We start from the raw sequence: 20888 nt of genomic DNA, 5'->3' as shown, positions 1-20888 counted from the left end.
TCTGACAATGAATTTACAGCATCACTTTCTGATTGCCATGCCCGCGCTTCAGGACCCCATTTTCCGCCGCTCCGTAGTCTATATCTGCGAGTACAACGACGAGGGTGCCATGGGCATTATTATCAATAAGCCGCTGGAAAATCTGCAGGTGGAAGGGATCCTTGAGAAGCTCAAAATTGTCCCGGAGCCGCGCAATCCAGAGATCCGTCTGGATAAACCGGTGATGCTGGGAGGCCCGCTGGCGGAAGACCGCGGCTTCATTTTGCATACCCCGCCCTCTGACTTTTCCTCGAGCATTCGCATCTCGGATAACACGGTGATTACCACCTCGCGGGATGTTCTTGAAACCTTAGGTACCGATCGGCAGCCGGGCAACGTGCTGGTTGCGTTGGGCTACTCTTCGTGGGAGAAAGGGCAGCTGGAGCAGGAGATTTTAGATAATGCCTGGCTCACCGCCCCGGCGGATCAGAATATTCTTTTCCGTACGCCGATCGCCGATCGCTGGCGCGAGGCGGCTAAACTGATTGGTATCGACATTGTGACGATGCCAGGCGTCGCGGGGCATGCGTGATGAGCGGAACCTTTCTCGGCTTTGACTTTGGCACCAAAAGCATCGGCGTGGCGGTGGGACAACGCATCACCGCGACCGCACGACCATTACCGGCGCTGAAGGCGCAGGACGGTAAACCGGACTGGAACGTCATCGAAAAACTGCTTAAAGAGTGGCAGCCTGAGGCGGTAATCGTCGGCCTGCCGCTCAATATGGACGGCACCGAGCAACCGCTGACGGCGCGCGCGCGTAATTTCGCCAATAAAATTCATGGCCGCTTTGGCGTCGCGATCCTTCTCCACGATGAACGGCTGAGTACGGTTGAGGCCCGCGCGGGCCTGTTTGAACACGGCGGCTACCGGGCGCTGAATAAAGGCAGCGTCGATTCGGCCTCTGCCGTAGTCATACTGGAAAGCTACTTCGAGCAGAGCTTTTAAACTCTGCCCTCCTGCGCCGCCGGCGGACCGCTGACGGCGCACGTTTACCCGCTTAGTGGCGCAGATGTTCGTTAGCCCAGCTCACCGCCTGGGTGCGATTTTTCACGCTCAGTTTACGAAACACATTGTACAGGTGCGTCCGCACCGTGTTCTCGCTGATAAACAGCGCGCGGGCGATATCCAGGTTCGTCGCGCCGCAGCGCAGTTCGTTGAGGATCTCGCATTCCCGCTCGGTCAGCGGCGAGTTCTCTACTGGAGTCGATGCATGGTCCGCAGCGTACATCGCCGGGTGCATCACGCTCAATTCAGCCGTCTGCTCGCCGTTCAGCACGGCCTTAACTCCCTCAATTAAGCGCGATTCATCATCGTCATGCCGGAACACGCCATATAAAGCCGGCCACTGCGCCATTTCGTATAGCTCATACTTTTGTGCGCTATTAATAATCAACAAACGAGGATTATCTGCCTGCAGGCGAATAATATCCCGCCACACCCCGTTTAATTTCTTATTTGACACTGCAATATCAAATAATATTACAGAATCTTTTGCCAAACGCTGCGCCAGCGGTTTATTAATATTTTGTAAAACCACCGGTGCCATCAGGGTTTCGCTCAGATAGCTGGCAAAGGCTTTGCTTTGAATAGACGGGTGGGTAATAAAGGTTACCTGACGAGAAGATGATGAATTTCCATTTAAATTAATCACTTAAAACTCTCCTTAGCTGTTACCCACCGCCATGGTGGTTAAATGAATAAAAAAAGATACAAACAGTCGTGAATTTATAAATCACCAAGGTAATTTACAAACTGAAACGTTATTCCATGAGAATCATCCTATTCCCACAAACAGCATAAATCGAATGACTCAAAGCTGTCAAAAGATAATCAAACTTTTTTCCTGGAAATGCGTATTCACTGTCGACATATCTAATCTGAATGTGTTATTTGAATTTATAATCAAAAGTTATTTGTATTACCAAATAATATTAATAAACAACAAATAAACATTCATCTAACATATCATTTAACCTGTCATATCAATCTCTTTCTCATCTTATAGCGCGCCTGCAGCGACACGTTGCTGAAAACTCTGGGTAAAGGTCAACATTCCGGCCTGCATCCCGGTCTGCATCACACCAGGCAATTGATGTACTTTTCCTTCACGGATCAAATTCGCCACCGCTGGCGTGTTGACCAGAAGCTCGTATAGCGCAACTCTCCCGCCCTGACGTGCAGGTAACAATTTTTGCGCCAGCACCGCGCACAGGCTTCCGGCAAGCTGGCTACGAACCTGATCTTTCTCCTCCGCCGGAAAGACATCGATCAATCTCTCCACCGCCGGCGCCGCGCCGCGGGTATGTAATGTCGCCATTACCAGGTGCCCGGTCTCCGCCGCGGTTAACGCCAGGCGAATGGTTTCGCTATCGCGTAGCTCCCCGAGCAGGATCACATCCGGATCCTGGCGCAGCGCCACGCGGAGCGCCGCGGCGAACGAAGGACAGTGACGGCCAACTTCCCGCTGCTGGATCAGACAGCGCTCGCTGTGATGAATAAATTCCACCGGATCTTCAAGCGTCAGAATATGGCCATCAAGATGCTGATTGAGGTGCCCCACCATTGCCGCCAGGGTGGTCGACTTGCCGCTGCCCGTCGCTCCGGTGACCAACAGCAAACCACTCTCTTCCGCCAGCAGTTCGCTCAGCGCAGGCGGGGCGCCGAGCGTGTCCAGACGCGGGCACTGTTCAGGAAGCAGGCGCAGCACCAGCGATATCCCACGCGTATGGGCGAAGGCGCTGGCGCGCAGCCGCGCACCGCAGGTCAGGGTCAGCGCAAAGTCAATCTGGCCGTGTTCCTGCCAGTGCAGTAACTGTGCGGCATCGAGCCAGTCGTTGAGTAAATTCGCAATATCCGGCGCGGGAAAGGGCGCGGGCTGCAGCCTGCCCTGCCGCCGCCAGCGTGGTGCGGCGGAATTGCACAGGTGTAGATCGGAGACATTATGCTTTACACTAAGGGCTACGATTTCTTCCAGCTTCATAACTCATCCTCGGAATATGAACGATATTGCGCATAACCTGGCACAGGTCCGGGACAAAATCTCCGGTGCTGCCGCCCGATGCGGGCGTGCGCCAGAAGAAGTGACATTGCTTGCAGTGAGTAAAACGAAACCTGCGAGCGCGATCGAAGAAGCCATTGCGGCAGGCCAGCGGGCATTTGGTGAAAACTACGTCCAGGAGGGCGTGGAGAAGATTAACCATTTCCAGCAGGCTGGCGTCAGCGGGCTGCAGTGGCACTTTATTGGCCCCCTGCAGTCCAACAAAAGCCGGTTGGTGGCAGAGCATTTTGACTGGTGCCACACCGTCGATCGGCTGAAAATCGCCACCCGCCTGAACGAGCAGCGCCCGGCGCATTTGCCGCCGCTGAAGGTGCTGATTCAAATTAACATCAGCGATGAGCAGAGCAAATCCGGCATCCCGCTGGAAGCGCTCGACGGCTTAGCGGCGGAGATCGCTGAGTTACCTCATCTGGAACTGCGCGGCCTGATGGCCATTCCCGCGCCTGAGTCAGAATATGTAAGGCAGTTTGCCGTCGCCCGGCAAATGGCGGTAGCATTTGCACGATTAAAAACGCGGTACCCCACGGTCGATACGTTGTCTCTGGGAATGTCGGACGATATGGAAGCCGCAATCGCGGCGGGAAGCACGATGGTGCGCATCGGTACAGCCATTTTTGGTGCGCGCGACTACAGCAAATAATAAGGAATCTGAGGAACGCCATGAAGACGTTGACTTTCCTGCTTTCAACGGTCATTGAGCTTTACACGATGGTCGTGTTGTTACGCGTCTGGATGCAGTGGGCGCGCTGCGACTTTTACAACCCGTTTTCGCAGTTTGTGGTGAAAGCCACGCAGCCGATTGTCGGACCGCTGCGCCGGATTATCCCGGCAATGGGGCCGATTGACAGCGCCTCGCTGCTGGTGGCATTTATTCTCTGCGTCATCAAAGCGATCGTGCTGTTTATGGTGATCACCTTCCAGCCGATCATCTGGATCTCCGCTCTGCTTATTCTGCTGAAAACCATCGGCTCGTTGATCTTCTGGGTACTGCTGTTGATGGCGATCATGAGCTGGGTCAGCCAGGGCCGTAGCCCGGTGGAGTATGTGCTGATGCAGCTGGCGGACCCGCTGCTGCGCCCTATCCGCAACCTGCTGCCGTCGATGGGCGGTATCGATTTCTCGCCGATGGTGCTGGTATTGCTGTTGTACGTAATCAATATGGGCATCGCCGAAGTGCTGCAGGCCACCGGTAATGTACTGCTGCCGGGGCTGTGGATGGCGCTATGAGTGCCGTTGAAACCTGCGCTGACGGGCTGGTGCTAAGGCTGTACATTCAGCCTAAGGCCAGCCGCGATAGCATCGTGGGCGTACATGGCGACGAGCTTAAAGTCGCCATTACCGCCCCGCCCGTTGATGGCCAGGCCAATGCCCACCTGGTGAAATTTCTCGCCAAACAGTTCCGCGTCGCCAAAAGCCAGGTACTGATTGAAAAAGGCGAGCTGGGCCGCCATAAGCAAGTTAAAATCATCGCCCCACAACAGATCCCGACTGCGGTCGCGGCGCTAACTGAATAAACAGGATTCATCATGCAAAAAGTCGTCCTCGCTACCGGCAACGCCGGCAAAGTGCGCGAACTGGCCTCGCTGCTGGAAGATTTTGGTCTCGATATCGTCGCTCAGACCGAGCTGGGCGTGGACTCTGCGGAAGAGACCGGCCTGACCTTCATTGAAAACGCGATTCTGAAAGCGCGCCACGCGGCGCAGATCACCGGCCTGCCGGCCATCGCCGACGATTCCGGTCTGGCCGTCGATGCTCTTGGCGGCGCGCCGGGTATTTACTCCGCCCGCTATTCCGGCGTCGATGCCAGCGACCAGCAGAATCTTGAGAAGCTGCTCGACGCGTTAAAAGACGTGCCGGACGACCAGCGTCAGGCCCAGTTCCACTGCGTACTGGTCTATCTGCGCCATGCCGAGGATCCCACGCCGCTGGTGTGCCACGGCAGCTGGCCTGGGGTAATCACCCGGCAAGCCGCCGGTCATGGCGGCTTCGGTTACGACCCGATCTTCTTCGTCCCGTCAGAAGGGAAAACCGCGGCCGAACTGAGCCGTGAAGAAAAGAGCGCCATTTCCCATCGCGGGCAGGCGCTGAAACTGTTACTGGAAGCATTACGTAATGGCTAATTTGCCGCCGCTGAGTCTCTATATCCATATTCCCTGGTGCGTGCAGAAATGCCCGTACTGCGATTTTAATTCGCATGCGCTGAAAGGCGAGGTGCCGCATGATGACTACGTCCAGCATCTGCTGAACGATCTGCAGGCTGATGCGCACTATGCCCAGGGACGGGAAATAGGCACTATTTTTATCGGCGGCGGTACGCCGAGCCTGCTGTCCGGCCCGGCCATGCAAACCCTGCTCGATGGCGTCCGCGCCTGCCTGCCGCTGGCCGCCGGGGCGGAAATCACCATGGAAGCCAACCCGGGTACCGTGGAGGCCGATCGCTTCGTTGATTATCAGCGCGCCGGGGTGAACCGCATCTCCATCGGCGTACAAAGCTTTAGCGAACCGAAGCTGCAGCGCCTGGGGCGGATCCACGGCCCGGAGGAGGCCAAGCGCGCAGCACGTCTCGCCAGCGGCCTCGGCTTGCGCAGCTTCAACCTCGACCTGATGCACGGTCTGCCGGACCAGTCGCTGGAGGAGGCGCTGGACGATCTGCGTCAGGCGATTGCCCTCAACCCGCCGCATCTGTCGTGGTACCAGCTGACCATTGAGCCGAACACCTTGTTCGGCTCCCGGCCGCCGGTGCTGCCGGATGACGACGCGCTATGGGATATTTTCGAGCAGGGGCATCAGCTGCTGAGCGCCGCCGGCTATCAGCAGTACGAGACGTCCGCCTATGCTAAGCCAGGCTTCCAGTGTCAGCATAATCTCAACTACTGGCGCTTTGGCGACTACCTCGGCATCGGCTGCGGCGCGCACGGCAAGATCACCTTCCCTGACGGACGCATTCTGCGGACCGCCAAAACACGCCACCCGCGCGGGTATATGGAAGGCCGTTACCTGGAGCGCCAGCACGATGTGGGAGAAGCGGATAAACCGTTTGAGTTCTTTATGAACCGTTTTCGCCTGCTGGAGGCCGCGCCGCGCGCGGAGTTCAGCTTGTGTACCGGCCTTGATGAGCAGGTTATCCGTCAGCAAATCGATGCCGCTATCGCCGAAGGCTATCTGCTGGAAGATGCGCAAAACTGGCAAATTACCGAGCACGGTAAACTGTTTTTAAATTCGCTGCTGGAGCTGTTCCTCAGCGAAGAGTAATCCCTGCGGGCGGCACGTCGTCGCCCGTATCTTTCCCCTTACATCCTCTCCCGCTACGGTCAAATCGACTGGCGTTTTTTTGTTCACTTATTTGCAGCGAATCACAAAATCCGATCGACTTTTTTCCTTTTCTTGACTCATTTTTTGCGCAGTGGTAATCCTGCTTCATCGGTTGAGCAAATGTAAAACCGACGTATCCTACATGTGAATTATTGGTAACTCTGATTAAAAAAGTCTCTGTAACGTCGGCGCAACCCGGCGGGCTTAAGCCTATAAAAAAGAGGGTAACACAATGAATTACCGTAATATTTTTATCACACTCTCCGCACTATCCGGCACCGTCACGGCTTCAGCCTGGTCTGCAGAGTCCGCCACCGTGGCCTTTTTAATGCCCGATCAGGCCTCTACCCGCTATGAACAGCACGACTTCCCCGGTTTTAAGGCGGAAATGAGCAAGCTTTGCGCGGATTGTAAGGTCATCTATCAGAATGCCAACGCCAACGCGTCGCTCCAGCAGCAGCAGTTCAACTCGGTTATCGCCCAGGGGGCGAAAGTGATCGTCCTGGATCCGGTTGACTCTTCCGCCGCCGCCGCGCTGGTCGAAAACGCCCAAGCGCAGGGGGTCAAGGTCATTGCCTATGATCGCCCGGTACCAGACAAACCGGCTGATTTCTACGTCTCATTTGATAACGAGGGCATTGGCTACGCCATCGCAAAATCTCTTACCGACCATCTGAAAGCGAGCGGCGTGCCGCAGGATGCCGGCGTGCTGCAAATTAACGGTTCGCCAACCGATGCCGCCGCAGGGCTGATCCGCGACGGTATCCATCGCGGATTGAAAGAGTCCGGTTACAAAACGTTGGCCGAATTCGACACCCCGGAGTGGGCGCCGCCGAAAGCCCAGGAGTGGACCGCCGGGCAGGTTACCCGCTTTGGCGACAAAATTAAGGGCGTGGTCGCGGCAAACGACGGTACCGGCGGCGGCGCAATTGCCGCCTTTAAGGCTGCCGGCGTCCAGCCGCTGCCGCCGGTCACCGGCAATGACGCCACTATCGCCGCGCTGCAGCTGATCATCGCTGGCGATCAGTACAACACCATCTCCAAGCCATCGGAGATCGTCGCCGCGGCGGCGGCCAAAGTGGCGGTTGATTTTATCCAGGGCAAAAAACCGCAGGCCAGCACCACCCTGTACAACACCCCTTCCCAGCTATTTACCCCGGAAGTGGTGACGGCCAAAAACATCAAAGCGGAAATCTTCGATAAAAAAATCCAGACCTGGGATCAGGTGTGTAGCGGCGAGTACGCCGCCGCCTGCCAGAAGTTAGGCATCAGCAAGTAACTTTTGCCCCTGCGCCCGCCGCGGCGGGCGCGATTTCGCCATGATTGAGGTCGTTTTGTATGCCGCAACAACAACACAACTCCGCCGCCGGGCGGCCAATACTGCAACTGCGCAACGTCTCTAAACATTTTGGCGCGGTGTCCGCGCTGACGGATATCGAATTAGAAGTCCACGCCGGCGAGGTGGTCGCGCTGGTCGGCGACAACGGCGCGGGCAAATCCACGCTGGTGAAGATCCTCGCCGGCGTCCACCAGCCGACCTCCGGCACCATTGAGTTTGACGGCAACCCCGTCACCCTCGATAGCCCCGGCAAGGCGCTGGAATACGGTATTGCCACGGTGTTTCAGGATCTGGCGCTGTGTGAAAACCTTGATGTGGTAGCAAACCTGTTTCTGGGTCATGAAATTTCGCCGTTCCAGCTCGATGAAGTGGCGATGGAAGTGAAAGCCTGGACGCTGCTGCAGGAGCTGGCGGCACGTATTCCGTCGGTACGCGAACCGGTGGCATCGCTTTCCGGCGGCCAGCGGCAGACCGTCGCCATCGCCCGTTCGCTGCTGCTGAACCCTAAAATCATTATGCTCGATGAACCCACCGCGGCGCTGGGCGTCGCGCAGACCGCGGAAGTGCTCAACCTGATTGAGCGCGTTCGCGAGCGCGGGCTTGGCGTCATCATCATCAGTCACAACATGGAAGACGTTCGCGCCGTCGCCGACCGTATCGTGGTGCTGCGTCTCGGGCGCAACAAAGGGATCTTCACGCCCGATGCTTCTAATCAGGATCTGGTCGCCGCGATCACCGGCGCGACGGAAAACGCCGTCTCACGCCGGGTTGAACGTAAATCACAGCCAACGACTTCCGGAGCGATGTAATTTTATGAACAGTAAGACCGCATCCCACACCGCGCTGGATCGCAGCGATGAGCGCGTTCGTCACGACGAGGGGCTGTTCGGCGCCCTACGCGCGCAGATAACCCGCATCAAAACCGGCGATCTCGGCACCGCGCCGGTGATAGCCGGGCTGATTGTGATTTCCCTGGTTTTCACCTTCCTCAACCCGGTCTATATCGCGCCGAATAACCTGGTGAACCTGCTGTTTGACTGCGCGACGGTCGGGTTTATCTCGCTCGGCATCGTCTGCGTGCTAATGCTTGGTGAGATAGACCTGTCGGTCGGCTCCATGAGCGGCCTGGCATCGGCTATCGTCGGCGTGCTGTGGGTGAACGCAGGATGGCCGCTGGCGGGAGCCATCGCCGTGGCGCTGGCCTGCGGCGTGGCCGTCGGGCTGGTCTACGCGCTGCTGTATACCCGCGTCGGAATGCCGAGTTTCGTCGCCACTCTCGCCGGCCTGCTGGCGCTGCTGGGTATGCAGCTGTATATCCTCGGGCCGAGCGGCAGCATCAACCTGCCCTATACTTCGCCGCTGGTGCGCTTTGGCCAACTGCTGGTGATGCCCGGCTGGTTCTCACACCTGATGGCATTGCTGCCAGGGCTGGCGATCCTTATTTTTGGCCTGAAAAAACGCTCGCGGCGCCTGGCGGCCAATCTTTCCGCCGAGGGAGTCAGCTCGCTAGTGGCGCGCGCGATCGCGCTGACGATTATCTTCGAGGCCGCGGTGCTTTATCTCAATCAGGGGCGCGGTATTCCATGGATTTTCGGTCTCTTTGTCGCCTGCGTGATGATCCTCAACTACGCGCTGAAACGGACAAAATGGGGTCGCTCGATGTTCGCGGTTGGCGGCAACCGTGAAGCGGCGCGCCGTTCGGGCATTAACGTGCGGGCGATTTATGTGAGCGCTTTCGTCCTGTGTACCACGCTTGCGACCTTCGGCGGCATTCTCGCGGCGTCGCGACTGGCTTCCGCCAGCCAGCAGGCCGGCACCGGCGACGTCAACCTCAACGCCATCGCCGCGGCGGTGATCGGCGGCACCAGCCTGTTCGGCGGACGCGGCAGCGCCTGGTCCGCGCTATTGGGGATCATCGTGATTCAGTCGATTTCAAATGGGCTGACGCTGTTGAACCTGCCGTCTTCGCTGCGCTATATCATTACCGGCGCGGTACTGGCGATTGCGGTAATCATTGATTCTCTGGCTCGCCGTTCACGCGTGTCGCACGGCCGCGCCTGAGTGGCGAAGTGCGCGGCCCAAAGGTATGCGGGCCGCGAAATTTTGATTATTTTAACGAGCCAACCAGCGCTTTGCGGCTGTCCTCCAGCGATACCACCCGGCTGCAGACGTCCTTACCAAACTGCTGGAAATCGGCCTCCTGGTTTTTCCATTCCTCCTGAATCGCCGTTTGCAGGCCGCCGAGGCTGCCAAGAATGCCCTGTAACGGATTACCGCCGCCTTTGAGCACCGCTTTGGCGCCCATCTCGTTAATGCTGTCCTGCAGAATGCCGCCCATCGCCTGATTCACCAGCTGCTGGCCATCGGCGCGTACCTGGTCGATAGCTTTATAGTGGAAAGTCAGGCCATCGCTGCGACGTTCGATAATGCGGTTCATCTGTTCTTTCAGCTGCGCGTCCAGTTTGGTCAGGCGACCGTGCATGCTGCTGTTGGCGCCAACCTGTTCGGTAATGATTTTATCCAGCGCCTTGCGGCTTTTTTCGACTCGCGAACGCGCGCCTTCGTCAATCCACGGCAGGCTGCTGCGCAGGCTGGCCTGATAATCCTGCGCCTGTTCGCGCTGGGCGGCGCTGAGCGCATAGGCCTTGCCGTTAAAGGTCAGATTGCCGTCCGGCTTTATCACCAGATCGCCGTTTTCCCCTTTCACCTGCACCTGCTGCGGGCTGAGGATCACATCGTCACGCGGCGTGACGCTACACTGGTAATCCGCATGGGCAGACAAAGCGGTGATGGAGAGCGCCACCGCCAGCAGCGTTTTACGCATCATAAAACTCCCTTAAGACAAAACGGGCCGGCAATTGCCGACCCTTGTCAAACTTAGTCCCACCAGACGTCAAAAAGTTCGCTGGTGCGCACATCCTCTAACTTACGCGCTTCCAGCCATTTGCGTACGATAGCCTGATGCTCTTCAGTGCACTTACCAATCTCCTGCATGCAGATGAGCCCTTCCCAGGAGAAATAACCGCTGCCGTCGAAGGCCAGCTTGTTCGGCTCTATCACCTCTTCGATCAGATCGTTGACCGTCTGGTCGATCTGCTCTTCGCTGGTCCCTTCCGGGAAACGCCAGGCGACGGAGAAGCCTAACTCCTGAAACTCATCGATATGCATTTTTTTACGCAGACGACGGCTACGATTCTTGGCCATTATTTCACCCTCTCGAACATTAAGTCCCATACGCCGTGGCCGAGACGATGGCCACGCTGTTCAAATTTGGTTACCGGGCGCGATTCCGGGCGCGGTACGTAATCGTTGCTTGCCGACTGGTTACGATAGCCTTCCAGCGAGGACATCACTTCCAGCATATGCACGGCATAGGCTTCCCAGTCGGTCGCCATATGGAAGACGCCGCCGAGTTTCAGTTTGCTTTTGACTAGCTCAGCGAAAGGCGGCTGCACGATACGACGTTTATTATGACGCGCTTTATGCCACGGGTCAGGGAAAAACAGCTGCACCATATTCAGTGAGTTATCCGGGATCATGGTATGCAGCACTTCCACCGCATCGTGACACATCACGCGCAGATTTTGCACACCTTCTTCTTCAGCAGAAGCCAGACAGGCGCCAACGCCCGGGGAGTGCACTTCAATGCCGAGGAAATTCTGTTCCGGTTTGGCTTTCGCCATCGCCACCAGCGAAGCCCCCATGCCGAAACCAATTTCTAGTGTGACCGGCGCGTCGCGGCCAAACAGGGCGGCGAAATCGAGCGGCGCATCGTTGAATTCAACGCCCATCACCGGCCAAATGTTATCCAGCGCATGCTGCTGCCCTTTCGTCAGGCGGCCCTGGCGACGGACGAAGCTACGAATACGGCGCAGCGGGCGACCGTTTTCATCGAATTCCGGAGAGATGACGTCGTTTTTCATAAAAGTTTGGTCTGCTTGTGAATGTGTTCGGAAAACGGGCATTATCCAAAGTTACCCGGCGGATGCAAGGGTTTACAGCCACTCGCCCTTATGCTGCAATCTGCCCCCCTGTAATCGCGATCCCGGAGCCGTAGCTTTGACTTTTCTCGCCACGCAATTTTCAGCCCAGGTTCTGGACTGGTACGACAAATACGGGCGTAAAACCCTGCCCTGGCAAATCGCCAAGACGCCCTACAAAGTATGGCTCTCCGAAGTGATGTTGCAACAAACCCAGGTGACCACGGTAATCCCCTATTTTGAACGCTTTATGGCGCGTTTCCCCACGGTGGTTGATTTAGCCAACGCGCCGCTGGATGAGGTGCTGCATCTGTGGACCGGTCTGGGCTACTACGCGCGGGCGCGCAACTTACATAAAGCCGCGCAGCAAGTCGCCACACTGCATGGCGGGGAATTCCCCCGGACCTTTGACGAAGTGGCGGCGTTGCCCGGCGTCGGGCGCTCAACGGCGGGGGCGATTTTATCCCTTTCGCTCGGTCAGCATTATCCGATTCTCGACGGCAACGTGAAGCGCGTGCTCGCCCGCTGCTATGCTGTCAGCGGCTGGCCGGGGAAAAAAGAGGTGGAAAAACGGCTGTGGGACATCAGCGAAGAGGTCACCCCGGCAGAGGGCGTCGAGCGCTTCAACCAGGCGATGATGGATCTCGGGGCAATGGTTTGTACCCGCTCGAAGCCGAAGTGCGAGCTGTGTCCGCTGAGCAACGGCTGCGTGGCCTACGCGAACCATTCATGGGCGGAATATCCGGGCAAAAAACCGAAGCAGACCCTCCCGGAACGCACCGGCTACTTCCTGCTGATGCAGCACGGCGACGAGGTGTTTCTTTCCCAGCGTCCGCCGGTGGGTCTGTGGGGCGGGTTGTTCTGTTTTCCGCAGTTTGCAGACGAAGCGGAGCTACGCGAGTGGCTGGCGCAGCGCCAGATAAAGGCCGATAATCTGACGCAATTAACCGCTTTTCGCCACACTTTCAGCCATTTCCACCTGGATATTGTGCCGATGTGGCTTACAGTGCACTCATCTGGCGCATGCATGGATGAAGGCAACGCACTCTGGTATAACTTAGCGCAGCCGCCGTCGGTCGGTCTGGCGGCCCCCGTGGAGCGCTTGTTGCAACAGCTAAAAGCCGGAGCGCCGGTATAAATTTTTCGGCTATCAAAGAGGATTAATTATGAGCAGAACCATTTTTTGTACCTTCCTGCAGCGTGAAGCGGACGGCCAGGATTTCCAGCTGTATCCGGGCGAGCTCGGAAAGCGTATTTACAACGAAATCTCCAAAGAAGCCTGGGCGCAGTGGCAGCACAAGCAGACCATGCTGATCAACGAGAAAAAGCTCAGCATGATGAACCCGGAGCACCGCAAACTGCTTGAGCAGGAGATGGTGCAGTTCCTGTTTGAAGGGAAAGACGTGCACATCGAAGGCTACACGCCGCCGGAAAAACAGTAAGGGCCCTGCGGCCTTTAAAAAAACAAACACAACACGCACGCCCGGAATGATGAAAAAATACTTAGCGCTCGCGCTGATTGCGCCGTTGCTCGTTTCGTGTTCCAGCTCCAATAAAAAAGGCGCCGAATACAACGAGGCCTGGGTCAAGGACACGAACGGATTCGATATTTTGATGGGCCAGTTCGCCCACAACATCGAGAACATTTGGGGGTACAACGAAGTCCTGCTCGCCGGGCCAAAGGACTACGTCAAGTACACCGACCAGTATCAAACCCGCAGCCACATCAACTTCGATGAAGGGACGATCACCGTCGAGACCATTGCCGGCACCGACCCTCGCGGACGTCTGCGCCAGGCGATCGTCAAAACCCTGTTGATGGGCGATGACCCCAACTCCATTGACCTCTATTCCGATGTCGATGACATCCAGATCTCCAAAGAGCCGTTCCTCTATGGTCAGGTGGTGGATAATACCGGGGCGTCGATTCGCTGGGAGTGGCGCGCCGCGCGCTTTGCCGACTATCTGCTGCAAACCCGTCTGAAGAGCCGCAACAACGGCCTGCGCGTGGTCTACAGCATCACCATTAACCTGGTGCCGAACCACCTCGACAAACGTGCGCATAAATACCTCGGCATGGTGCGTCAGGCCTCGCGTAAGTATGGGGTTGATGAGTCGCTGATCCTCGCGATTATGCAGACCGAATCCTCCTTTAACCCCTATGCGGTCAGCCATGCCGACGCCATGGGGCTGATGCAGGTGGTCCAGCACAGCGCCGGCAGAGACGTCTTCCGCTCCCAGGGTAAATCCGGCCTGCCAAGCCGCAGTTATCTGTTCGACCCGGCGAATAATATCGACACCGGTACCGCCTACCTGGCGATGCTGAACAATGTTTACCTCGCCGGCATCGATAACCCCACCTCGCGTCGCTACGCGGTGATCACTGCCTATAACGGCGGCGCCGGCAGCGTACTGCGGGTCTTCTCCAGCGATAAAGTGCAGGCGGCCAATATTATCAACAGCATGGCGCCAGGGGACGTCTACCAGACGCTGACCACCCGCCATCCGTCGGCGGAATCGCGCCGCTATCTGTACAAAGTTAATACGGCGCAGAAAAGCTACCGCCGTAAATAGCCCTCCTCCCGACTCCGGCCTCAGCCCCGCGCTGAGGCCGCGCTTATTCTCCGCCATACTCTGTAATATCTTTCGGTTTTCTGCGGCAGTTAACAGAAGCATTAAGCTAGTGAATGATAGAATCACATCAAAATAACGGGATTAATGTTATTTTAAAAACATAACAAGCCCACATTCGTGAGGATAACTACATGAATCTTAAGCTGCAGCTCAAAATACTGTCGTTCCTGCAGTTCTGCCTTTGGGGGAGCTGGCTCACCACGCTTGGCTCGTACATGTTTGTCACGCTGAAGTTTGACGGCGCGGCAATCGGCGCAGTGTATAGCTCGCTCGGTATCGCCGCGGTGTTGATGCCGACGCTGCTCGGCATCGTCGCCGATAAGTGGATCAGCGCCAAATGGGTATACGCCATCTGCCACCTGGTCGGCGCGTTAACGCTGTACCTCGCGGCGCAGGTCACCACGCCGGGCGAGATGTTCCTCGTGATCCTGCTTAACTCGCTGGCCTATATGCCGACGCTTGGCTTGATCAATACCATCTCCTACTACCGCCTGCAGTCGGCGGGGCTGGATATTGTCACCGATTTCCCGCCAATTCGTATCTGGGGCACCATCGGCTTTATCCTCGCCATGTGGGGCGTGAGCTTCTCCGGCTTTGAACTGAGCCATATGCAGCTGTACATTGGCGCGACGCTGTCGGTCCTGCTGACTCTGTTCACCCTGACGCTGCCGCATATTCCGGTCGCCAACGCCCAGCGCAATCAAAGCTGGACGGAGATGCTCGGCCTGAACGCTTTTGCGCTGTTTAAAAACAAGCGTATGGCTATCTTCTTTATCTTCTCGATGATGCTCGGCGCCGAGCTGCAAATCACTAACATGTTCGGTAACACCTTCCTGCACAGCTTCGATAAAGATCCGCTGTTTGCCGGCAGCTTTATCGTCGAGCACGCGTCAGTGCTGATGTCGATTTCGCAGATTTCCGAAACGCTGTTTATCCTGACCATCCCATTCTTCCTTAGCCGCTACGGCATTAAGAACGTGATGCTTATCAGTATTGTGGCGTGGATGCTGCGCTTTGGCCTGTTCGCCTTTGGCGACCCGACGCCGTTCGGCACTGTACTGCTGGTGCTGTCGATGATCGTCTACGGCTGCGCCTTCGACTTCTTTAACATCTCCGGTTCGGTGTTCGTTGAGAAAGAGGTGCGCCCGGAAATCCGCGCCAGCGCTCAGGGGATGTTCCTGATGATGACCAACGGCTTCGGCTGTATTCTCGGCGGGATGGTGAGCGGCAAAGTCGTCGAACACTTTACCGTCGAGGGGATCACTGACTGGCAGAGCGTGTGGCTGATTTTCGCCGGCTATTCGCTGGTGCTGGCCTTTGCCTTCGTGGCGCTGTTCAAATACAAACACGTCAGACAACCGACCGCCGCCCAGCAGAGCGTGTGATCGGCAAAAGTAAAACGCCCCGCCTGTTCGGCGGGGCGTTTTTTTATCCCTTCAGCACGTAGCCATACAGCCGCTTAATGCCGTCCGGATCCGTCTCGCTGTAAACCCCCTGCAGCTCCGGCGAGAAGCCAGGCAGCATATTGACCCCCTCCTCCAGCGCGAGGAAATAGCGCAGCACGGCGCCGCCCCAGACCTCGCCGGGCACCACGCACAGCACGCCCGGCGGATACGGCAGCGCCCCCTCCGCCGCGACGCGGCCTTCCGCCTCGCTCAGACGCACCAGCTCAACGTTGCCGCGAATAAACTCGTGGTTGGCATCCTGGGGATTCATCACCACCCTTGGGAAGCTCCGTTTACGGAACATCTCTTTTTGCAGGCTCTTCACGTCAAAGCTAACGTACAGATCGTGCATCTCCTGGCACAGCTCGCGCAGGGTATAGTCGCGATAACGCACCGGATATTTGTTATAGATGGTCGGCAACACATCGGCCAGCGGCGTATCCGCTTCAATATGCTGTTCAAACTGCCCGAGCATCGCTACCAGCTGCGCCATTTTTTCGGCACTTTCCGCCGGCGTCAGCAGGAACAGAATCGAGTTGAGATCGCACTTCTCCGGCACGATGCCGTTTTCACGCAGATAATGCGCCAGAATAGTCGCCGGAATGCCGAACTCACTGTACTCCCCACTCTCCGCGTCGATGCCCGGGGTGGTCAGCAGCAGCTTGCACGGGTCGACAAAATACTGGTCGTCCGCATAGCCCTCAAAACCATGCCAGCGCGCGCCCGGCTCGAAGCTGAAGAAGCGGCGCTCCCGGGCGATCGCCTCGGTCGGGTGATCCTGCCACGGGCGCCCCGCCACCGTCGGCGGAATAAAGGGCTGGATCATCTTGCAGTTAGCGATGATCGCTTTGCGCGCCTCGATGCCCAGCGCCACGCACTCGGCCCACAGGCGGCGGCCGCTCTCGCCTTCGTGGATTTTAGCGTTGACGTCCAGCGCGGCGAACAGCGGATAGAACGGGCTGGTGGAGGCATGCAGCATAAAGGCGTTATTCAGCCGCTTGTGCGGACAGAAGCGCGCCTGGCCGCGCAGATGGTTATCTTTTTTATGGATCTGCGACGTCTGTGAGAAGCCGGCCTGCTGCTTGTGCACGGACTGGGTGACAAAAATACCCGGATCGTCGGGGGTCAGCTCCAGCAGCAGCGGCGAGCAGTCGGCCATCATTGGGATAAACTGCTCATAGCCCACCCACGCCGAGTCGAACAGGATGTAATCGCAGAGGTGGCCGATCTTATCCACCACCTGGCGGGCGTTATAGACCGTGCCGTCGTAGGTTCCGAGCTGGATCACCGCCAGACGAAACGGGCGGGAGGCATTGGCTTTCTCAGGCGCCGCTTCGCGGATGAGATCCCGCAGGTAATGCTCATCAAAGCAGCGCTCGTCAATGCCGCCGATAAAGCCGAACGGATTGCGCGCGGCTTCCAGGTAAACAGGCGTCGCCCCCGCCTGGATCAGCGCCCCGTGATGGTTTGACTTGTGGTTGTTACGATCGAACAGCACCAGATCGCCGCGGGTCAATAGCGCGTTGGTCACGACTTTGTTGGCCGCCGAGGTGCCGTTGAGGACGAAGTAGGTTTTATCCGCATTGAACACCTTCGCAGCGAACTTCTGTGCGTGCTTGGCTGACCCTTCGTGGATCAGCAGATCGCCTAATTTCACGTCGGCGTTGCACATGTCGGCGCGAAAGACATTTTCGCCAAAAAAGTCATAGAACTGACGGCCTGCAGGGTGCTTTTTGAAAAACGCCCCGTGCTGATGCCCCGGACAGGCAAAGGTGCTGTTATCCATCTCGACGTACTGGGTCAGGGTATTGAAAAACGGCGGCAGCAGACGCGCTTCATAATCACAGGCCGCCGCCTCCAGCTCCAGCCACTCCTGATCTTTACCGGCGATCACCGCCTGCACCCCCTCCGGCTTGTCGACCGCCGTCTCACTCAGCAGGTAGACCGGCAGGTTAAATCCGCTACGCCTGAGGAGAGTAAGGATGCCGCTGCGACTGTCGGCCGCGGAGATGACGACTGCCGCCACATCGGTAAAATCGGTACTGTCCAGCGCCACAACGCGACGGTGGGTGGACAAGCGGGTGACCAGCTCGCAGCTGGCGGCAATGTGCATGGATTTCATAAGCGCAAATGCCCGTATCGGGAGTGTAAAAATCTCAGACAAGGGAGACCTTGCCCAACGATGTGTCCGGGTCTGACGGATTCAGCTCCGACCGCCGGACATCAGTAAAAGCAGACGCGTCCGATCTTACTGTTGCCCTACAGTGAGCATACGTGTCCTTCACCGCATGGTGAACAGAGGGGTAAGCGTAGCAAGATGAGGCAGCCCGCGCATCTGGGCGCGGCGTCGCTGGCGAGATAATGGCTGTGTCGTCATCGGCGGCCTCATATCAGGGAGGAGAAAATTCGCGCAATCATGGCACCTTTCCCGAACAGGCGCAAGATGAAAACCGTATGCACTTATATCACGGATACACAAGCTTTCCCGGTAAGTTAACGCCATAATAATGCGGTTATCAGGGATTTTTAACAGGAGTCAGCGTGGTTACAGGACCTTTTATTAACGCCAGCGCGGTGCTGGTCGGCGGTGTGCTGGGCGCCTTACTCAGCCAACGGTTGCCGGAACGGATCCGCACCGCAATGACCTCTATTTTTGGCCTGGCGTCATTGGGCATCGGCATTTTACTGGTCATTAAGTGCGCCAATCTGCCGGTGATGGTGCTGTCGACCCTGGTGGGGACGCTGCTCGGCGAAATATGCAATATGGAAAAAGGCATCAATACGCTGGTCAGTAAACTCCAGCAGTTGATGTCAGCGAAAGGCAAGAAAAAGGCTTCGGCTCATGAGTCTTATATTCAGAGCTATGTGGCGATTATCGTCCTGTTCTGCGCCAGCGGCACCGGCGTCTTCGGCGCCATGCGCGAAGGGATGACCGGCGACGCCAGCATTCTGATTGCCAAAGCGTTTCTCGACTTTTTCACCGCCACCATCTTCGCCTGCACCCTGGGCATTGCCGTCGCCGCCATCAGCGTACCGATGCTGCTTATCCAGCTGACTCTTGCAGCCTGCGCGGCGATCATTATGCCGCTTACCACGCCGATGATGCTGGCGGATTTCAGCGCCGTCGGCGGCATGCTGCTGGTGGCCACCGGGCTGCGCATCTGCGGGATAAAAATGTTTGCCGTAGTGAATATGCTGCCTGCGCTGGTGCTGGCGATGCCGATTTCCGCGGCCTGGACGCTGTTTTTTGCCTGAAAACGCGTGCTTTTAGCGCAATGTGGTGATAGATTGTTCAGTCTGCTGCAAAACAGATAAATTTCGTTGACGAGGCGCGGCGATTACGGTTTAATGCGCCCCGTTGCCCGGATAGCTCAGTCGGTAGAGCAGGGGATTGAAAATCCCCGTGTCCTTGGTTCGATTCCGAGTCCGGGCACCACTATTTAAAGAACCCGCCCAAAAGGCGGGTTTTTGCTTTTCTGCATCCGGACTCTTCATCGAACTCCGTTCGATTATTCGCCGCACAGCGGCTCACCCCTTCGGGGCCAGCGCGGCAAGCGCGCTGTTCAACGCCTGCGGCGTTAGTCCGAGTCCGGGCACCACTATTTAAAGAACCCGCCCAAAAGGCGGGTTTTTGCTTTTCTGTAGCCGGACTCTCCATCGAACTGCGTTCGATTATTCGCCGCACAGCGGCTCACCCCTTCGGGGCCAGCGCGGCGCGCGCGCTGTTCAACGCCTGCGGCGTTAGTCCGAATCCAGGCACTCAAATACCGATACCACCATCCGGAATACCAAGTCTGGCAATACGCCTTACAAGCCCAGCGACGCGCAGTGTCTGGACCTGCTGATTAAACCCAACGGCTCTAAGCTCTGGCAGCTCAAGTACCGCTTTGGCGGGAAGGAGAAGAAGCTGGCGTTTGGCGCTTACCCAACCGTTACGCTGGCGAATGCGCGTAAGCTGCGTGAGGAAGCCCGCGCCGTACTCAGCGCGGGTGACGATCCGGGGGTAAAAAAGCAGCAGGAGAAGCAGGCAAAGAAAAGCGGCAACACCTTTGAAGAAATCGCCCGTAAATGGGTGGCAGGCAATATCCGCTGGACGGAGGCACACGCCGCTAAAGCCCTGCGCTCGCTGGAGCTGCACGTATTTCCACTGATTGGCAAAATCCCCGTTGCCGACCTGAAAACCGCCGATCTGCTGATCCCGCTGCGGGTGGCGGAGAGAAAGGGCAATCTGGAGACCGCCGCGCGGCTCCAACAGCGCATCACGGCGATCATGCGCTACGCGGTACAGGAGAGCCTGATCGCCAGCAATCCGGCAAACGATCTTACCGGAGCCATCGCACCGCCGCCGAAAAACCACTACCCCGCTCTGCCGCTGGAGAAAATGCCGGAATTACTGGAGTGCTTCGAGGGCTATTCCGGCAGGCTGTTAACCCGTCTGGCGGTGCAGCTTAACCTGCTGATCTTTATTCACTCCAGCGAACTGCGCTTTGCCCGCTGGACGGAGATCGATCTGGATGGCGCAATGTGGACCATCCCCGCCGAGCGTAAGCCGATTCCGGGTGTGCGCTATTCAGAGCGTGGCGCAAAGATGAAAACGCCGCATCTGGTGCCGCTGTCAAAACAGGCGGTCACGGTGCTGAAACAGTTAAAGCTGCTGTCCGGTAACAGCGAGTTGCTGTTTCCCGGCGATCACGATCCGCGCAAGCCAATGAGCGAAAACACCATCAACAAGGCGCTGCGGGTGATGGGCTACGATACGAAAGTGGACGTATGCGGTCACGGCTTCCGCACGATGGCCTGTAGCGCGCTGATCGAGTCCGGGCGCTGGTCGAAAGATGCCGTGGAGCGGCAGATGAGCCATCAGGAACGTAACAACGTGCGCGCCGCCTATATCCACAAGGCGGAGCACCTCGATGAGCGCACGCAGATGATGTAGTGGTGGTCGGACTATCTCGACGCCTGTCGGCAGAATTTTGTTGCGCCATATCGGTATGACAGGCAGGTTCAGGTGGCCTGAGCCATTCAGTGGATCACGTAGGAAAGCAGATCTCAGCGGATCTGCTTTTTTATTTGTACCA

At 57.4% G+C, this 20888-nt stretch carries 21 protein-coding genes, 1 tRNA gene and 1 pseudogene; 17 read left to right on the top strand and 6 right to left on the bottom strand.

The window, feature by feature from the left end; translation table 11 throughout:
- Window positions 1-7 precede the first annotated feature (7 nt).
- Window positions 8-571 carry a YqgE/AlgH family protein gene (locus KB890_RS18260; RefSeq protein WP_002916603.1) on the top strand — a complete coding sequence of 188 codons (564 nt, stop codon included), beginning with the start codon at window positions 8-10 and terminating at the stop codon, window positions 569-571.
- Window positions 571-987, top strand: a complete 417-nt coding sequence (ruvX, locus tag KB890_RS18255) for a Holliday junction resolvase RuvX (protein WP_002916605.1) — start codon at window positions 571-573, stop codon at window positions 985-987. The genes KB890_RS18260 and ruvX overlap by 1 nt, the downstream gene beginning before the upstream one ends.
- 52 nt (window positions 988-1039) lie before the next feature.
- Here ruvX and KB890_RS18250 read toward each other — a convergent pair whose 3' ends face one another.
- Both KB890_RS18250 and KB890_RS18245 read right to left on the bottom strand, forming a co-directional pair.
- Window positions 1040-1693, bottom strand: a complete 654-nt coding sequence (locus KB890_RS18250) for a LuxR family transcriptional regulator (RefSeq protein WP_002916607.1) — start codon at window positions 1691-1693, stop codon at window positions 1040-1042.
- A gap of 348 nt (window positions 1694-2041) precedes the next feature.
- The gene (locus KB890_RS18245) at window positions 2042-3022 is read right to left on the bottom strand and encodes a type IV pilus twitching motility protein PilT (RefSeq protein WP_004174422.1); all 981 of its coding nucleotides are present in this window, start codon (window positions 3020-3022) and stop codon (window positions 2042-2044) included.
- 16 nt (window positions 3023-3038) lie between these two features.
- Here KB890_RS18245 and KB890_RS18240 point away from each other — a divergent pair, with 16 nt between their 5' ends.
- The 8 genes from KB890_RS18240 (at window position 3039) to KB890_RS18205 (ending at window position 9812) form a co-directional block, all read left to right on the top strand.
- Complete coding sequence (locus KB890_RS18240) at window positions 3039-3740, top strand: YggS family pyridoxal phosphate-dependent enzyme (protein ID WP_004144780.1); 702 nt, start codon at window positions 3039-3041, stop codon at window positions 3738-3740.
- Window positions 3741-3760: 20 nt separating this feature from the next.
- On the top strand, window positions 3761-4327 hold the full coding sequence (locus tag KB890_RS18235; protein WP_002916613.1) for a YggT family protein: 567 nt from the start codon (window positions 3761-3763) through the stop codon (window positions 4325-4327).
- A complete protein-coding gene (gene yggU / locus KB890_RS18230; protein ID WP_002916614.1) occupies window positions 4324-4614 on the top strand; it encodes a DUF167 family protein YggU in 291 nt (96 codons plus the stop codon). Before KB890_RS18235 ends, yggU begins: the two co-directional genes overlap by 4 nt.
- Window positions 4615-4626: 12 nt before the next feature.
- Window positions 4627-5220, top strand: coding sequence for an XTP/dITP diphosphatase (locus KB890_RS18225; RefSeq protein ID WP_002916615.1), 594 nt, complete (start codon window positions 4627-4629; stop codon window positions 5218-5220).
- Window positions 5213-6352 carry a radical SAM family heme chaperone HemW gene (gene hemW / locus KB890_RS18220; protein ID WP_004181269.1) on the top strand — a complete coding sequence of 380 codons (1140 nt, stop codon included), beginning with the start codon at window positions 5213-5215 and terminating at the stop codon, window positions 6350-6352. Before KB890_RS18225 ends, hemW begins: the two co-directional genes overlap by 8 nt.
- Before the next feature lie 292 nt (window positions 6353-6644).
- Window positions 6645-7691 carry an ABC transporter substrate-binding protein gene (locus KB890_RS18215; RefSeq protein WP_004181270.1) on the top strand — a complete coding sequence of 349 codons (1047 nt, stop codon included), beginning with the start codon at window positions 6645-6647 and terminating at the stop codon, window positions 7689-7691.
- Window positions 7692-7750: 59 nt separating this feature from the next.
- The gene (locus tag KB890_RS18210; protein ID WP_004181271.1) at window positions 7751-8560 is read left to right on the top strand and encodes an ATP-binding cassette domain-containing protein; all 810 of its coding nucleotides are present in this window, start codon (window positions 7751-7753) and stop codon (window positions 8558-8560) included.
- Between the two features lie 4 nt (window positions 8561-8564).
- Window positions 8565-9812 carry a sugar ABC transporter permease gene (locus KB890_RS18205; protein WP_004181281.1) on the top strand — a complete coding sequence of 416 codons (1248 nt, stop codon included), beginning with the start codon at window positions 8565-8567 and terminating at the stop codon, window positions 9810-9812.
- Between the two features lie 46 nt (window positions 9813-9858).
- Here the strand turns inward: KB890_RS18205 and KB890_RS18200 are convergent, their stop codons facing one another.
- From KB890_RS18200 to trmB, 3 genes are read right to left on the bottom strand one after another with little or no spacing between them, the layout of a single operon-like run.
- Complete coding sequence (locus KB890_RS18200; RefSeq protein ID WP_019704316.1) at window positions 9859-10578, bottom strand: YggN family protein; 720 nt, start codon at window positions 10576-10578, stop codon at window positions 9859-9861.
- A gap of 50 nt (window positions 10579-10628) precedes the next feature.
- The gene (locus KB890_RS18195; protein WP_004181285.1) at window positions 10629-10955 is read right to left on the bottom strand and encodes a YggL family protein; all 327 of its coding nucleotides are present in this window, start codon (window positions 10953-10955) and stop codon (window positions 10629-10631) included.
- Window positions 10955-11674, bottom strand: coding sequence for a tRNA (guanosine(46)-N7)-methyltransferase TrmB (gene trmB, locus KB890_RS18190; RefSeq protein ID WP_002916627.1), 720 nt, complete (start codon window positions 11672-11674; stop codon window positions 10955-10957). Before trmB ends, KB890_RS18195 begins: the two co-directional genes overlap by 1 nt.
- Window positions 11675-11810: 136 nt before the next feature.
- Between trmB and mutY the strand changes: the two genes are divergently transcribed.
- The 4 genes from mutY (at window position 11811) to KB890_RS18170 (ending at window position 15750) form a co-directional block, all read left to right on the top strand.
- Window positions 11811-12869 (top strand): A/G-specific adenine glycosylase, encoded by a 1059-nt coding sequence (mutY, locus tag KB890_RS18185; protein ID WP_002916628.1) that lies wholly within the window; start codon window positions 11811-11813, stop codon window positions 12867-12869.
- A 28-nt stretch (window positions 12870-12897) separates the two neighbouring features.
- The gene (locus tag KB890_RS18180) at window positions 12898-13173 is read left to right on the top strand and encodes an oxidative damage protection protein (RefSeq protein ID WP_004105744.1); all 276 of its coding nucleotides are present in this window, start codon (window positions 12898-12900) and stop codon (window positions 13171-13173) included.
- Between the two features lie 49 nt (window positions 13174-13222).
- Entirely contained in the window at window positions 13223-14305 is a 1083-nt protein-coding gene (mltC, locus tag KB890_RS18175; protein ID WP_002916629.1) for a membrane-bound lytic murein transglycosylase MltC, read from the top strand.
- Between the two features lie 191 nt (window positions 14306-14496).
- The gene (locus KB890_RS18170) at window positions 14497-15750 is read left to right on the top strand and encodes a nucleoside permease (protein ID WP_004144787.1); all 1254 of its coding nucleotides are present in this window, start codon (window positions 14497-14499) and stop codon (window positions 15748-15750) included.
- Window positions 15751-15793: 43 nt separating this feature from the next.
- On the opposite strand, the gene KB890_RS18165 is transcribed toward KB890_RS18170, so the two are convergent.
- Window positions 15794-17932: an ornithine decarboxylase gene (locus KB890_RS18165; protein ID WP_004197024.1), complete on the bottom strand. Its 2139-nt coding sequence runs from the start codon at window positions 17930-17932 to the stop codon at window positions 15794-15796.
- A 419-nt stretch (window positions 17933-18351) separates the two neighbouring features.
- Between KB890_RS18165 and KB890_RS18160 the strand changes: the two genes are divergently transcribed.
- From KB890_RS18160 to KB890_RS18150, 3 genes and pseudogenes are all read left to right on the top strand, one after another.
- Window positions 18352-19065 (top strand): DUF554 domain-containing protein, encoded by a 714-nt coding sequence (locus tag KB890_RS18160; protein ID WP_002916694.1) that lies wholly within the window; start codon window positions 18352-18354, stop codon window positions 19063-19065.
- A gap of 105 nt (window positions 19066-19170) precedes the next feature.
- Window positions 19171-19246: transfer RNA gene (locus tag KB890_RS18155), tRNA-Phe, on the top strand.
- A gap of 342 nt (window positions 19247-19588) precedes the next feature.
- Window positions 19589-20743, top strand: a pseudogene (locus KB890_RS18150) (tyrosine-type recombinase/integrase); the annotation flags it as partial.
- Between the last annotated feature and the right edge of the window lie 145 nt (window positions 20744-20888).

Origin of the sequence: Klebsiella sp. P1954 (genome assembly GCF_018199955.1) — a bacterium.
Classification (GTDB): domain Bacteria; phylum Pseudomonadota; class Gammaproteobacteria; order Enterobacterales; family Enterobacteriaceae; genus Klebsiella; species Klebsiella pneumoniae.
Note: the sequence above shows the minus strand (reverse complement) of the source record. Positions and strands in the feature narration are given on the sequence as shown.

Excerpts from the sequence above, each read along its gene's own strand:
- KB890_RS18260 (WP_002916603.1), top strand. The coding sequence starts at position 8 with ATGAATTTACAGCATCACTTTCTGATTGCCATGCCCGCGCTTCAGGAC.
- ruvX (WP_002916605.1), top strand. The coding sequence starts at position 571 with ATGAGCGGAACCTTTCTCGGCTTTGACTTTGGCACCAAAAGCATCGGC.
- KB890_RS18245 (WP_004174422.1), bottom strand. The coding sequence starts at position 3,022 with ATGAAGCTGGAAGAAATCGTAGCCCTTAGTGTAAAGCATAATGTCTCC.
- KB890_RS18240 (WP_004144780.1), top strand. The coding sequence starts at position 3,039 with ATGAACGATATTGCGCATAACCTGGCACAGGTCCGGGACAAAATCTCC.
- KB890_RS18235 (WP_002916613.1), top strand. The coding sequence starts at position 3,761 with ATGAAGACGTTGACTTTCCTGCTTTCAACGGTCATTGAGCTTTACACG.
- yggU (WP_002916614.1), top strand. The coding sequence starts at position 4,324 with ATGAGTGCCGTTGAAACCTGCGCTGACGGGCTGGTGCTAAGGCTGTAC.
- KB890_RS18225 (WP_002916615.1), top strand. The coding sequence starts at position 4,627 with ATGCAAAAAGTCGTCCTCGCTACCGGCAACGCCGGCAAAGTGCGCGAA.
- hemW (WP_004181269.1), top strand. The coding sequence starts at position 5,213 with ATGGCTAATTTGCCGCCGCTGAGTCTCTATATCCATATTCCCTGGTGC.
- KB890_RS18215 (WP_004181270.1), top strand. The coding sequence starts at position 6,645 with ATGAATTACCGTAATATTTTTATCACACTCTCCGCACTATCCGGCACC.
- KB890_RS18210 (WP_004181271.1), top strand. The coding sequence starts at position 7,751 with ATGCCGCAACAACAACACAACTCCGCCGCCGGGCGGCCAATACTGCAA.
- KB890_RS18205 (WP_004181281.1), top strand. The coding sequence starts at position 8,565 with ATGAACAGTAAGACCGCATCCCACACCGCGCTGGATCGCAGCGATGAG.
- KB890_RS18200 (WP_019704316.1), bottom strand. The coding sequence starts at position 10,578 with ATGATGCGTAAAACGCTGCTGGCGGTGGCGCTCTCCATCACCGCTTTG.
- KB890_RS18195 (WP_004181285.1), bottom strand. The coding sequence starts at position 10,955 with ATGGCCAAGAATCGTAGCCGTCGTCTGCGTAAAAAAATGCATATCGAT.
- trmB (WP_002916627.1), bottom strand. The coding sequence starts at position 11,674 with ATGAAAAACGACGTCATCTCTCCGGAATTCGATGAAAACGGTCGCCCG.
- KB890_RS18180 (WP_004105744.1), top strand. The coding sequence starts at position 12,898 with ATGAGCAGAACCATTTTTTGTACCTTCCTGCAGCGTGAAGCGGACGGC.
- mltC (WP_002916629.1), top strand. The coding sequence starts at position 13,223 with ATGAAAAAATACTTAGCGCTCGCGCTGATTGCGCCGTTGCTCGTTTCG.
- KB890_RS18170 (WP_004144787.1), top strand. The coding sequence starts at position 14,497 with ATGAATCTTAAGCTGCAGCTCAAAATACTGTCGTTCCTGCAGTTCTGC.
- KB890_RS18165 (WP_004197024.1), bottom strand. The coding sequence starts at position 17,932 with ATGAAATCCATGCACATTGCCGCCAGCTGCGAGCTGGTCACCCGCTTG.